General features: G+C 40.4%; 11 protein-coding genes. 5 read left to right on the forward strand and 6 right to left on the reverse strand.

Annotated features, from left to right (window positions below; translation table 11 throughout):
- Positions 1 to 19 precede the first annotated feature (19 nt).
- Positions 20 to 1,051, reverse strand: coding sequence for a polysaccharide deacetylase family protein (locus H5162_RS12315; RefSeq protein WP_182778653.1), 1,032 nt, complete (start codon positions 1,049 to 1,051; stop codon positions 20 to 22).
- On the opposite strand from H5162_RS12315, the gene dinF reads away from it, so the two are divergent.
- The 3 genes from dinF (at position 1,028) to H5162_RS12330 (ending at position 4,641) form a co-directional block, all read left to right on the forward strand.
- Entirely contained in the window at positions 1,028 to 2,362 is a 1,335-nt protein-coding gene (dinF, locus tag H5162_RS12320; protein ID WP_182778655.1) for an MATE family efflux transporter DinF, read from the forward strand. The two genes, H5162_RS12315 and dinF, sit on opposite strands and share 24 nt — an antisense overlap.
- 116 nt (positions 2,363 to 2,478) lie before the next feature.
- Positions 2,479 to 3,093 carry a trimeric intracellular cation channel family protein gene (locus H5162_RS12325; RefSeq protein ID WP_145237840.1) on the forward strand — a complete coding sequence of 205 codons (615 nt, stop codon included), beginning with the start codon at positions 2,479 to 2,481 and terminating at the stop codon, positions 3,091 to 3,093.
- A 33-nt stretch (positions 3,094 to 3,126) separates the two neighbouring features.
- The gene (locus H5162_RS12330; protein ID WP_145237843.1) at positions 3,127 to 4,641 is read left to right on the forward strand and encodes a YifB family Mg chelatase-like AAA ATPase; all 1,515 of its coding nucleotides are present in this window, start codon (positions 3,127 to 3,129) and stop codon (positions 4,639 to 4,641) included.
- A 13-nt stretch (positions 4,642 to 4,654) separates the two neighbouring features.
- Here H5162_RS12330 and H5162_RS12335 read toward each other — a convergent pair whose 3' ends face one another.
- Together H5162_RS12335 and H5162_RS12340 are read right to left on the reverse strand one after the other, a co-directional pair.
- Positions 4,655 to 5,362: a response regulator transcription factor gene (locus H5162_RS12335; RefSeq protein ID WP_182731734.1), complete on the reverse strand. Its 708-nt coding sequence runs from the start codon at positions 5,360 to 5,362 to the stop codon at positions 4,655 to 4,657.
- 154 nt (positions 5,363 to 5,516) lie between these two features.
- Positions 5,517 to 8,012, reverse strand: coding sequence for a S9 family peptidase (locus H5162_RS12340; RefSeq protein ID WP_182778657.1), 2,496 nt, complete (start codon positions 8,010 to 8,012; stop codon positions 5,517 to 5,519).
- Between the two features lie 171 nt (positions 8,013 to 8,183).
- Here H5162_RS12340 and H5162_RS12345 point away from each other — a divergent pair, with 171 nt between their 5' ends.
- Positions 8,184 to 9,260, forward strand: coding sequence for a CNNM domain-containing protein (locus tag H5162_RS12345; protein WP_145237853.1), 1,077 nt, complete (start codon positions 8,184 to 8,186; stop codon positions 9,258 to 9,260).
- Here H5162_RS12345 and H5162_RS12350 read toward each other — a convergent pair.
- Positions 9,257 to 10,477, reverse strand: a complete 1,221-nt coding sequence (locus H5162_RS12350) for an EAL domain-containing protein (RefSeq protein ID WP_145237856.1) — start codon at positions 10,475 to 10,477, stop codon at positions 9,257 to 9,259. The two genes, H5162_RS12345 and H5162_RS12350, sit on opposite strands and share 4 nt — an antisense overlap.
- A gap of 144 nt (positions 10,478 to 10,621) precedes the next feature.
- On the opposite strand from H5162_RS12350, the gene H5162_RS12355 reads away from it, so the two are divergent.
- Positions 10,622 to 11,638, forward strand: a complete 1,017-nt coding sequence (locus H5162_RS12355; protein ID WP_182778673.1) for a site-2 protease family protein — start codon at positions 10,622 to 10,624, stop codon at positions 11,636 to 11,638.
- Positions 11,639 to 11,689: 51 nt separating this feature from the next.
- Here the strand turns inward: H5162_RS12355 and H5162_RS12360 are convergent, their stop codons facing one another.
- Entirely contained in the window at positions 11,690 to 13,003 is a 1,314-nt protein-coding gene (locus tag H5162_RS12360) for a short-chain fatty acid transporter (protein ID WP_182735459.1), read from the reverse strand.
- Between the two features lie 165 nt (positions 13,004 to 13,168).
- Positions 13,169 to 14,119 (reverse strand): chemotaxis protein CheV, encoded by a 951-nt coding sequence (locus H5162_RS12365; RefSeq protein ID WP_145237870.1) that lies wholly within the window; start codon positions 14,117 to 14,119, stop codon positions 13,169 to 13,171.
- Positions 14,120 to 14,218: the final 99 nt, after the last annotated feature.

A 14,218-nucleotide genomic window follows, 5' to 3' on the forward strand; every position in this document is an offset into this window, starting at 1 on the left:
TTATCAAGGGATTATATTTTTACTGCACAATTACCCACGGTTGTGAAAACCAATAATAGCTATTCTTATGAGCAATTGATGGTGCTGTGCAGTTAAATCGTGATCGCCCTTGAGCTAAATTTTTCGGTGAATTTATGGTCACAGTATCAGCTGCTGACCAGTTTAGTTTTGCCTGACCGATGCCCGATACATAACAAGCTAGCTGACTTTTATGAAAGTCTCCCATATTAAATTTAATGCTGATCTGAGGTGGATTTTGGCTGGTCACGCTATCAATATAAGTAAGCTCTTGGATTGAAAATGCGCGAGAGTTTAGTTTGGTCACTAGCGTATCAAGCTTGCTATAAAACCCAGAAGCCGGAAAGCGTGGTAAACGGCTAAAATCAGAGTCTTTGTTGATGGCACCAGAGTGTTGGCCAATACCAATAAAGCCCAACTCTTTCACTAAACTTTGTAATTGGTTATTAAACTCGCCATATGGATATGCTAAATATTTATAGTCATGGCCAATTTCTTCTTTGATCCGTTGTTGTGATGACAAAATATCTTGCTTAACACGCGCCTGCCATTGTTGGGTTGTTTCATCGGCTAATTTACGATGTAGGTAATCATGTTGTGCGCTGTGATTGCTGATCAGAGCACCTTTTTTGGCAAGTTCTCTGAGTTTATCCCAGCCCATTACATAGCCTTTACCTTCATCAATCAATTTTGGATTAACGAAAATAGTATAGGGGTAAGCAAACTTTTCTAATATCGGCGCTGCTTGTTCATAATTATTGTTGTAACCATCATCAAAGGTAATAGCGACGGTTTTATCTGGTAAACTTTGGCCTTGTTGTAAAGCAGATAGTAATTCATTCAGTGGCACTACGTTAAAGTCATGCTGTTTTAGATAGTTTAAATGCTCAGTGAAGGTTTCTGCACTGACACTGGTGACTGCTGGCAGGGTCTCACTGACATGATGATACTGTAAAATAACTGCGCTGTGAGCAGGTAAAGATAGACAAAAGAGGATCGATAGCAGACTGTGAAAAAATTTCTTAATCGTCATAAAGCACACCATAAAAGCTTGCTGTTGTTAGCTGGTCCAATGATATTATCAAATATAACCGTGCCACTGTTAGGAATAGTTGATACTGCAGTAATAGGGCATCTTGGTAGTGCTCATTTTCTTGCCGGAATTGCCTTGGGCGCCACGGTAATTTCATTACTATTTTGGTTGGCGGGCTTTTTACGCATGAGTACCACAGGGCTGGTTGCGCAAGCTTATGGCAAGAAAGATTATCCTCAATTAGCCGGATTATTAAAGCGCAGTTTAGTATTAGCGCTTATCGTGGCATTTTCTTTAATTGCTTTATCGCCACTTATTAAAAATGCCATAGCTTACCTTTCTGGTTCCAGTGCGCAGGTGCTCGCACAAGCTTATAGTTATTTTGAAATTCGTATTTTTAGTGCACCAGCGGCATTATGTAACTTGGTATTATTAGCTTGGATGTTAGGGATTCATTACGGTAAAGGGCCTTTTTATTTATTACTAGTTACTAATATCACCAACATTGTTTTAGATATTTATTTTGTTGTGTACTTAGATTGGCAAGTCGCCGGAGCTGCTTGGGCATCGTTGATTGCCGATTATACCGCGCTATTATTTGCATTATTCTTGGTTTTTAGGTTAGCGAAAAAAATGACTGTGCCGCTATTTTTAGGTGGGTGGTTTAGCCGAGATAAAATGTGGGCGTTATTAAGTCTTAACCGTGATATTTTTATTCGCTCCTTAATTTTACAACTGTGTTTTAGCTTTATGACCTTCTATGGTGCACGCATTGGCGAGGTAACGCTTGCGGTAAATGCTGTATTACTGAACTTTTTAATGCTAGTGAGCTTTGCTCTTGATGGTATTGCCTATGCAAGTGAAGCAAAAGTTGGCCAAGCAAAAGGTCAACATAGCGTACGGCGTATAAACTTATGGGTAAAAATAAGCGTATTTTGGGGAATGCTATTTGCTTTTTGTTATAGCGTGTTTTTTGCATTGTTTGGTTCGCAAATTATTACCTTATTAACAGATATTCCTGAAGTGATCAAAGCCGCCAATGAATACTTACCATGGTTAATTTTTATGCCATTAGCGGCAATGAGTTGCTTTTTGTTTGATGGTATTTTTGTTGGCCTAACTAGAGCTCAAGATATGCGAAATACCATGCTAATTTCAGCATTAGTTGGATTCTTTGGCGTGTTTTGGGTGTTTAATGCTTGGCAAAATCATGCGCTTTGGTTAGCAATGACCTGCTTTATGCTACTGCGTGGCGTTACATTGGTCGTACGTTATAAGCAGTTGCAAACAGCGCAGCAGTTACTGAATTAATAGAAATAGCAATAAATCTAAAGTTCACTTATAACTTTGGATTTATTGTGCTAAAACGGCGTCGTTAAGCACGGTTTATTTTAACTTCGATTCGCATCTTGGGATGGCTTGGATATATGACTGAACTTTATCATTGGTTTGATTTAATTGGCATCGCCGTATTTGCCATGTCAGGCACTTTAATTGCCTATGATAAAAAAATGGATGGCTTTGGAGTCGTGGTACTGGCGACGGTCACCGCGATAGGTGGTGGCACAATTCGAGATTTGATTTTAGATGTTCCGGTATTTTGGTTACACGACCAAAGTTATTTTATCGCGATATTTGCATCTGTCTTTGTTACCACGCGATTGATCAATAAGCAAAAATCAATTCCTTTATATCATTTACAAGTTGCAGATGCGTTTGGTTTAGCGTTCTTTGCTGTAATGGGGGCGCAAAAAGCATTGCTCGCGGGGATGCCAGCTACAACCGCAATTATTATGGGGGTGATCACCGGTTGCTTTGGCGGGGTAACGCGAGATGTGTTGGCAGGCAATATTCCTATGCTATTAAAAGGTGAGCTATATGCAATTACTTGTATTGCTGGTGGTATTGTTTATACCCAAGCAATTGTATTGAACATTGAGACAGAGATAGCGATGGTGTTAGCGATGTTAACCACCTTGCTGTTACGCCTTGCAGCAATGAAATGGCAACTAACACTACATATTTTTAAATATCCTGACTAGACTGTAAAGAACAGAACGTTACAGGGACAAAGGATGTCATTAGCTCGAATTTATTCTCGTGCCCAAGTGGGTATTCAAGCACCTGAAGTGATCGTTGAGGTGCATCTAGGTAATGGTTTACCAGCATTTCATATTGTAGGTTTGCCCGAAGCCTCAGTAAAAGAAGCCAAAGATCGTGTACGCAGCGCATTAGAAAACTCTAAATTTGGTTTTCCAGACCAACGCATTACAGTCAATTTAGCACCTGCTGATTTACCCAAAGAGGGAGGGCGTTTCGATTTAGCGATTGCGGTTGGTATTCTCATCGCTTCAGAGCAAATTGTTTGCACTGATATTGAACGCTATGAATTTTATGGTGAGCTGGCACTGAATGGCGAAGTGCGTGGCGTGAATGCAATACTCCCATCAGTTTTAGCAGCTAAAGCACAAGGGCGTTGTTGTTTTTTACCTTTAGTAAATGACAGTTTAGCGAGTTTAGTAAATGGCGTTGAGCGCAAAGCGGTCTCTTCTATCCAAGAAGTATGGAGTGATTTACTCAATCAGCAGCCTTTACCTCTTAATATTAGCTACCCAGAACAGCAACATAGCGGTGTTGAATTCTTAATTGATTTAAGTGATGTAAAAGGCCAGCCGGGCGCGAAAAGAGTGTTAGAAATCGCTGCGGCGGGTGGCCATAATTTACTTTTTTTGGGGCCACCTGGTACGGGGAAGTCAATGCTCGCGCAACGTATGCCGACTATTATGCCGGGCATGTCCGATGATGAGGCACTTTCCACCGCAGCGTTGTATTCAATTATTGGCCAAAGTGTCGATCTAACTAATTGGCGCAAGCGACCATTTCGTAATCCTCATCACACATGCTCCGCTGTGGCGCTAGTAGGAGGCTCTTCAAACCCAAAACCAGGGGAGATTTCACTGGCACATAATGGCGTATTATTTCTTGACGAACTACCAGAGTTTGAACGTAAGGTGCTTGACTCATTACGCGAGCCTATGGAGACAGGCACAGTAACGATTTCAAGAGCGGCAAGGCAAATGGAGTTTCCTGCACAGTTTCAATTAATTGCGGCTCTTAATCCAAGTCCTACGGGTTGTCATAATGATAAGCGCGCAACTCCGGATCAAGTTATGCGTTATTTATCGCGAGTGTCAGGACCATTTATTGACCGTATTGATTTACAAATAGAGCTACCACGTTTAAATAGCGCGCAATTGCAAAGCACTCAAGAAGAACAAAGTAGTGCGACTGTGCGCACGCGGGTCGAGTCGGCATATAATCTGCAATTGCGTCGCCAAGGTAAAGTCAATGCGCGACTTAATAATAAAGAAATGAGTGTGCATTGCGCGCTTGCAGCGCCGGAGTTACAGTTTTTAGCTAAAGCCAGTGAAAAGCTATCATTATCGCCACGCTCTTATCATCGAGTGATCAAAGTAGCGCGAACAATTAGTGATCTAAAAGGGCAAGATAATATTAGTTTAGATGAACTAAAAGAGGCACTCAATTATCGTGCATTTGAACGTTTGTTATCACAATTAACCCAGTATTAGTGGTTAGATTGCATTAAATTGACAGCATGTAGCCTTTACCGCGTACCGTAACGATGCGTTTTTGGTCTTTTTCATCGCTCAGTTTTTTACGTAAGCGGCCAATTAAAACATCAACAGTTCTGTCATTTGGACTCCAATCTGGCTGGCCAATTTCTTCTGATATTTTTTCACGAGACGTGGCTTTTCCTGCGTTTGAGATCAAACAAATTAACACTTTATGTTCCGCTTCAGTGAGCCTAGATTCAATGCCATTAGCAGTGATTAAAGTACGGTTGTCTGGATGCAGTTTGAAGTCAGCATATTCAATGAATTCTTCGCTTTCATCGCTACTGTTATTATTGCTTTTCAAGCGCTTATAAAGTGCTCTTATACGTAGTTCAAGCTCTAATAAATCAACTGGTTTACAAATATAGTCATCAGCGCCTTGGGCAAGTCCGGCAATACGATCGGCTTGAGAATCTCTGCTTGAAAGCATGATCACACCAATGTCTGTGAGGGTGTTGAGTTCTTTTGCTAAATGTAAGCCATCACGTTTAGGTAATACTATGTCAATAATTGCTAATGATATGGCATCATGATTATTAGCGCGAGATTGCACTATTGCTAAGGCATCAGCGCCAGTCGCATCATTTTCAATGCAAAATTCAGTCTCTGCAAAATGATTGAATATACGTTTTACTAATAGTTCGTCATCTTCAACCAATAAAACATGAATAGTCATAGTATCTTAATTACCTTTAATGATGCCTCTATGTTATCACTCATTCGTAAAAGGTGAGAAGGGCGATTTTTAGTATTTATGCACTATTTAGGTGATTATTTAATTATTATCAACAGGTAAACATACTAGGTTTACCTGTTGAACAGAATAAAAGCTACTTTTCAGGGTATAAGTACTGCCACCACTGTGGTTGCTCTTTTAAATGCTTATCGAAGTAGGCAAGCATAGTATCCCACCAATCAAAGCGTTGATCGCGAGCAAAAATTTGATGGTCCGCCCCTTTATATTCAATAAGGTCAACATCTTTGCCTAGTAGTTTCAGCGCAGTATACATAGTGTGACTTTCGCCTACAGGTACATTGGTATCAGCATCACCATGTAATAGCAGTAGCGGTGTGGTTACTTTGTCTGCATGGAAAACCGGACTATGTTGGCTGTATAGTTCACTATTATTCCAAGGATAGCTGTTTTTAGAGGCTTCGCCAGAATATAAATAGCCCCACCAACCGTGACCCCAATACGAGGTAATATTAGAAATCCCCGCGTGTGCGATTGAGGCACTAAACATGTCTGTTTTAGTGGTCAGTAACATAGTCATAAAGCCACCGTATGATGCGCCTAAATTACCTAAACGATTTTTATCAATAAATGGATACTGTTTTAATAGTGCTTGGGTACCTTGCATAATATCGTCAGCAGTATATTGACCCCACGCATTCACATGCTTAGCAGAGAACTGTTGGCCAAATCCAGTTGCACCGGTCGGTTGCACTACATAAACCACATAGCCATGCTCTGCCCATAAATTGAAAGGATAACGCCCAGTAAAACCACGAGTAACCGGTGATGTACCGCCATAGTAATATACTAATGCTGGGTAGTGTTTGTTCTTATCAAGATTGCTTGGAAAGTAAACACGACCTTTAATTTCAACACCTGCGGTATTGATGAAGTTAAATTCATCTAAGCTGGCTATATCGGTATTTGCATACGCTTGTGGTTTAGAATCCCACAATGTGGTTGCGGTGTTTTTATTAATACTTAACTGTTTTAATTGCTGTGGAGATGATGCATTAGAGCCGCTAACTAAAATAGCTGGGCTGCGGTTGTGTGAAAAACTGAATTGTTCAACTACATCAAAACCTGTTTTGAGTTTGCTAAAGCGTTGTTTGCTTTTATCGTACAGGTACAAAGCAATCGTATCTTGCTCAGTGACTTTAACGAGGGCATCGCCATTAGCGAGCACTTCAAGTTGACCAATGGCAGGATCAAATTCACGACTTAATGGTGCTGCATTTTTACCATGATCAGTTAATAGGTAAAGCTGTCCATCATAGTTGTTAGCAAGCATATTCTCAGGTAGGTTTCTGCCTAAACCATCTTTAAAATCAGGACCCGCAGTGACATAAATGTCATCACCTGTGTATTTAGCTTGATTAAACGTAGCAAACTGACCAATAACTGTGTTGCTCGCATTGGCAATATTCAATTCCACTAACTCAGTGGTGGGGTGAGTCGACGCTTGCATTACTTGCACACCACGACTCAGTAATACCGTACCACGTTTGCTATTAAAATCTTCAATACTGTGACTAAGTGGTCCTTGGCTTATTGTTTTACTCAGGCCTGTACTTATATCTAATAAGTAAGCTTGTGAGGTTGTGCGGGCATATGACCAACGATCTTGTAAACCTTGGTAGTGTTTAGTTAGGCTGTTATCAGCTGCTGGTGATTTGGACCAGCTGAAGATTAAGCTGTTGTTATCGTAATATGCAAAGTCACCCGCGCCCTCTAGGTTGCTGGCAATCACTTTAAGATTAAGGGTTTTTCGATTTAATTGCTTTAACTTTCCATCTAATAGATAGACTAAATAATTATTATCGGGGCTCCAAATAATGTTACTCGGTTGACCCGACTCAAAACGGTAAACTGTTTGATTATCATCATTTTTTAGCTCTGTGATCACATTTGCTTGATTGCCAGTGCTATCCTGATAATGACGTTTTGCCACTAAATAGTGTTTGGCATCAGGTGCTAAAGATAGTGAACTAACCGTTGTGGCATCAAACAGTTGTTTAGCAGATAAACCGTGTTGCTCTTTATTGCTAAAAGTTAATCTATCAATTGCTGCTTTAGGGTTGAAATCAACGTCAACATCGTGCCAATTAGCAACTTGTTCAGCAATAATCACTATTTGGTGATCGCCTTGCGGTAATGCCAGTTCATAGCTTTCTTTTGTGACTGATTGTTTTTCACCATCGATAAACAACTGCGCTTTTTCGATACCTTTAAGTGTCAATGTGCCTTGGCTAAAGCGCTCTGCATGAGCGGTAAACTTTAATGCTTGTAGACCACCAAGAGTTAACGCATTTACTTTGTCTAAGGTTTGCCACTTTAATTTTTCGCCAAATACCGTAATACTTGTTGTTGGTTGTTGAATGCTAGGTAATAGTGCGTTAATAATCGCATCTTGATGCTCAGTTTGATATGGCTTTAGCTGCATGTCGGCTGCAATTGGGCCAATAAACTTAATATCTGCTTTATCTAATGGTGCAGCGACTAAAGCGCTACTTAATGTGCTTAAAGTTAACACCGCGAGTGTGGTTGTTAGGCGAGGTGCTTTACCGCGCCATAGTGAACTAAAATTCATTATTGAGCCTGATGTAGGGAATTTAATTTAATATAGCATGTGGTTGTGGTGCCAAAAAGTGCTCTGCGATGGATTTCATTGCTCAGCAGCGTAAGGTTTGAGGTTAGGGGCTACACTTGGTAAGGTGTATACCTAAGGGGGTATAATTGACTGACTGGCTAAGGGGTAACAGTGACATTATTAATCGTTTACATGGTTGCGGCGATTACGATTTCTTTTTTATGTTCGATTATGGAAGCCGTACTATTGAGTATTACGCCAAGCTATGTCGCAGTATTGCGTAAAAAAAAGCCTAAGCTAGCCAAACGTTTTGAGCAATTAAAAACCAATGTAGATCAGCCTTTAGCTGCTATTTTAACCTTAAATACGGTTGCCCATACTGCAGGTGCTGCCGGTGTAGGGGCACAAGCCGCGGTGGTTTTTTCTGATGCGGCGGTGGGAATTGCTTCGGCGATAATGACATTGTTAGTATTGGTGCTGTCAGAAATTATTCCAAAAACTCTGGGCGCAAAGCATTGGCGAACGCTTGCACCTATGGTGACCCAAGCATTACAGTATTTAGTCATCGCACTAAAGCCTTTTGTGTGGCTTGCTGAAAAACTCACCGGTATATTGGGCCGTAATTACAACGAAGAGTATTATATTCGTCAAGAAATTGAAGCTATGGCTGATATGGGGTCGCAATCAGGTGCTTTGCATCAGGAAGAGTCTGAAATCATCCGTAGTTTATTGCATTTTCGCCACGCTAAATTAGATTCATTACTTACCCCGCGTACCGTCTTGTTTAAAGTGCATAAAGATTTAACTGTAAATCAGTATTTAGCTGAGCATGGTTCAGCGTCGTTTTCTCGAGTGTTGGTATATGATAAAAATGGTGATGATATTATCGGTTTTGTACATAAAAACGATATTATGTTGGCGTATCATCGATTGGGCGAGAACTATAAAATCAGCAAGTTGATAAAACCTATTTATACTGTGCCAGAGACTTTATATGTACCTACTTTATTACATACTTTGTTAGCTGAGCGCACTCATATTTGCTTAGTGGTAGATGAATATGGTGATGTGCAGGGGATTGTGACGCTCGAAGATATGATTGAAGCGTTAATGGGCTTTGAAATTGTAGACGAGCATGATCAATCAGCTAATATGCAAGCAGTTGCTAAGCAAATGTGGCGTCAGCGCTTGGAAAGTAGCAATAAATTGTTAAGCGCTGAGAATACCATGGCGAAACGAAAAAATTAACGTCGGCTATGACTATTTAATGAAACCATATGTAGCCATGATTGCGCCCAGCGAATAAATTCAGTTTTGCCTTTTGGGCGACTGATCAAAAAGCCCTGCATTAAAATGTGCTCTTTAAAACGCTCCAAGTATTCAAGCTCCTCAACGCGCTCAATGCCTTCAGCGACAATTGTTAAGTCATCTTGAATAGCTATATTCACTAAGCTACTAACAATGACCTGAGAAAATAAATCACTTTCAATATTACTGATCAAGGTACGATCTATTTTCACCTCAGTAAAAGGCAGTGTTTTTAATTGTTGTACATTGGTAAACCCAGTGCCAAAATCATCAAGAGAAATACCAAAACCACGCATTCGCAAACGGTTTAGAGTTTCTAGCTGTGCTGAACTGGATAAAGCATGCTGTTCTGTGATCTCTAAAATAATTTCACTTGGGGTCAATTGATTAAGATGTAAAATTAAAGCCAGCTTATCTGGGCAGCTTAAATCTTCTAGCTGGCAGGGAGACAAATTAAAAGCCAGTTTAAGTTTGTAGCCTAAACGAGTTTTTATTTCTGAGAAATCGCCTGTTGCCTTTTCAAACAACTGAAATGTGATTAGGTTAATTAAATCTAGATCTTCAGCGACACAAATAAATCGCTCCGGTAAAAGTACTGCGCCTTGTTCCGCGGTCACTATTCTGGCTAATACTTCTATGCTTTCAACTTTATTACTATTACGGTTTACTTTTGGTTGATAAAACGGCGTTATCTCATTATGACTTATTGCATGCAGCAATTGCGTTTCAGAAATTGGTTCTGTGGGTTTTTCAGTATGACAAGCTAAATACTCTAGTTTTTGTAGCAGTGTATAAACTTGGTTGAGTTGCACTGGTTTGGCGATGTTACCAATTAAATGTACATTATTTTTTCGGGCTAAATCAGCCGCCAAATCAATGATTTTTGAATTCATTTCCGAAATAATGACAATTGCGCCTGGATATTGGATATCGCCAAGGTGGCGAATAAGCTCCATGCCATCCATGTCTGGCATATTCAGGTCAGTAAACACGGCGTCAAAAGTATATAGATTCGTTTTTACTTTATTAAGAGCGTCTTGAGCATTCAAGCACGTAGTTACATTGGGCACATTAAGCTCATTTAAGATAGCCTGCATCACTACTAAAATAGCTTTTGAATCATCAACGACCAGAATGCTGCGTGCTAATTTTGTCATTTTCTTCCCTGAAATAAAATTTACTTGTTAACTAAAAGTAGTCGAGAATAGCGAAGGTGTCAGCTTTATAGTTGCAAATATATTCCATAATCTCGTTAAAAAAATGGGTATACTAACGATATAATTTTTAAGGTTTAAAGTGACATCATGCAAATACAGCTGACCCTCGCTGATCAACAATTTAGTTTAGTGCTCGCAGGGCAACAAATTGTAAAAATTTTTCAGCAACAACAAGCGATTGGGTTTGATAATCCGCGCGAAAATTATTTTGAATTTAAACTTGACGATCAAGTAATTGGCTTAGACACCAGTGCTGTAGTTGAACAAAGTTTATCACTTCATATTAATAATCAATTTGTACAACAGCTCACCTTGCCACCAATTGAAAAAACCAAACCTAAGCAGGGGCTGCTTGGATTATTTGCGCTTGGTTTTAAGATCTTTAAAAGTGCCAAAGTTGTTAAAGTGGCGTTAGCTGGCGCCTCAGTGGCTGGTTATGCGTGGCTGTTCACCTTTGAATTTGCCTTGATGCTGATTGCCTGTTTAGTGATCCACGAATACGGCCATGTCAGAGCAATGCAATATTTTGGGATTAAAACCAAAGGCATTTACTTGATCCCGTTCGTCGGTGGTCTTGCGGTGAGCGACGATAAAATTACCACCCGCTGGCAAGATGTGGTGATTTCTTTAATGGGGCCCGCATTTGGTTTGATCACCTCCGTAATGGGGGTGGTGCTTTATTACGCCACTGAGATGGAAATATTCGCCGGGGCCGCAGTACTCAGCGCATTATTGAATTTATTTAACTTGTTACCTATCTTGCCGCTTGATGGCGGGCATGTATTAAAAAGTATTAGCTTCTCAATGCGTTCATGGGTTGGATTGAGTATTTGTATTTTAGGCGTGTTATTTGGCTTATGGCTAAGCTACACCTTTGGCTTAATGCTATTAGTGTTTTTCTTATTTATCGGTGCACTGGAAATAGTCTTTGAATGGCGCGGCCGCCACTATTCACATTTACTGCCACTAGATAAATATGGGCAAGGTTTTTCGGCCGTGATGTACGCTTTAGTAGTTGCAGGCCATGTGGCTGTGATGATGCATTTTGCTGACTCTGAAAATGCAATTTTAAGCCTGCCGATGAAGATATTGTCGAGTTAACAAATTTAAATAGCGTGAGGTGTTACTCACGCTATATTTTTGCAGCAAGCGTTACGGATAAAAACTCAACACCAAGGATATAAACACGCCGGTTATAATTAGCTGCACTAAACAAAAGCCCATAATGTCTTTGGCTTTTAGGCCGGCAATTGCTAGCACTGGCAAGGCCCAAAATGGTTGAATCAGGTTAGTCCACGCATCACCCCACGCTACCGCCATAGCCACGCGTGGCATATCTGCACCCAGAGCTTGTGCTGCGGGTATCACTATCGGTGCTTGTACCGCCCATTGTCCACCGCCAGATGGCACAAATATATTGACTAATCCCGCGCTTAAAAAGCTCCAAAACGGCAGTGATTGTGCACTGGCGATGGCGATAAATCCTTGTGATATTTGCTGCGCCAAACCTGTTTGTACCATGATTGCCATGATCCCAGCATAAAATGGAAACTGGATAATAATCCCTGCGCCGCTGGGGACTGCTTGCTGCAGGCTATTAAGTAAATTATACGGCGTTTGATGCAGTAAAATCGCAGAAAATAAAAACAGTGCAATCACACTGTTTAAATTAAGTGAGCCGCCACTAAACACAAAATAATTAGCTAAATAAACTAGCCCAAGCACTCCAATGCCTAGTCCTAATAACTTACTGTGTTCAATTTTATCGGCAGGGCGAGTAACATTGTTGGGTTTAGGTATCGGTTCTGCTAATAGCGTTTTATCAACATAAATGCTGTCTTTGGCGCTGGGTAACATATAACGATTAACCAGTGGCATAATGATAAATAAGCCAATAACTATGGCTATATTAAATCCTGAAAAAAGTGTTTCGCTGGTGTTTATCACACCAATGCTTTGCTGTGAAAAATGCCCTGACGTTGCGATAGTTAAAGGAATTGAGCCTGCCAAGCCACCATGCCAAACAATAAAGCCAGAATACGCACTGGCAACCAGTAAGCGATAATCAACTAGTATGTGGCGGGCAATGGCTTTGGCAAATAAAGCGCCAATAACTAAGCCAAATCCCCAGTTAATCCAACTGGCGAGTAATGATACAAAAGTCACTAATAAAATAGCTTTTGGCGCAGTATTGGCAAGTTTTGCTAATTGCGTGAGCAGTCGGCTCATCATCGGTGTACTTGCCAGCATATATCCGGTGAGTAATACCAACAGCATCTGCATGGCAAAACTCAGTAAGTTCCAAAAACCACTGCCCCACGCGCTCAGCACTTGTTGTGGGTTTGAAGGTGTCACTACACACGCAATTATAAAGGTAAGTAGTGTGAGTAAAATAACAAAAATAAATGGATCGGGTAGGTAACGTTCCACTAATTTAGTGAACGGTTTGGCAACATGATTTAGCATAATGATTGTGTGTTTTGATTATTGCTACATATTGCCAATTAATCACGAAAGTGTTTAATTGGCAAATAGAGTTGTAGTCGTGGTGTTAAATCGCGTATTTCTTCGTCATTATAACAAACGTTAATTCAAGCACTAGCGTGGCATAAGCCACGCTTAGATACAGTGCTATTTCTGTGGTGCGAGGACCGCTTTTAAACGTGTTTGTACTTCTTCTACGAGTAAGTCTGGTTGAAATTTAGATAAAAACGCATTGCAACCCACTTTCTCGACCATGGCTTGGTTAAAGCTGCCACTGAGGGATGTGTTAAGTACCACATGCAGATTTTTTAAGCGGTTATCGTTACGGATCTCGTGCGTTAAGCGATAACCATCCATTGCTGGCATTTCTGCATCGGTGATCACCATCAGTAACTCTTTTTCTACGTCCATGCCTTTATCAGCCCAGGCTTTAAGCATATTGAGTGCTTCAAGACCATTACTGGCTGGGATAATCTCAATACCCAACTGCGTTAATGTATCGCTCACTTGTTTTCGTGCTGTAGGTGAGTCGTCAGCATGGAGTATTTTTCGGCCAACAAATTCGTTTACGATACTTTGATCAAGCACCTCATCAGAAATTTGTACTTCGTACTCAACAATTTCTGCTAGTACTTTTTCTACATCAATGATCTCTACTAACTGCTCTTGGCCATCACGTTGAATTTTAGTGAGCGCAGTTAGATAATGATTTTTACCGATAGAGGAAGGCGGTGGCATTATATCTGACCATGTCATATTAACGATTTGATCAACCTTACCAATTAGAAACCCTTGTACTGTGCGATTGTATTCAGTGATCACTAAGTTACTATCTTCAGTGTTCTTAGCCGCAGACATGCAAATCGCTTGGCGTAAATCAATAACAGGGATTGATTCACCACGAATATTGGCCACGCCTGATATTTTAGGATGGGCATGTGGAATGATACTAAGATGCGGCAGTTTCACTACTTCTTTAACTTTAAAGACATTAAGAGCAAACAAGTGGCGACTGTGCAAATAAAACAATAATAACTCTAAGCGATTTTCACCAACGAGTTGAGTTCGTTGATCAACAGAAGCTAATACACCTGACATAACACGCTCGACTTTATAATTAATAATTCAAGTATAGCTTACACTGTTCTACTTTAAAAAAGCAGTCTAGATAATAATCTTGATCCTCAAAAGTATTTC

It is taken from the genome of Pseudoalteromonas sp. SR41-8 (genome assembly GCF_014163915.1).
GTDB classification, from domain to species: Bacteria; Pseudomonadota; Gammaproteobacteria; order Enterobacterales; family Alteromonadaceae; genus Pseudoalteromonas; species Pseudoalteromonas rhizosphaerae.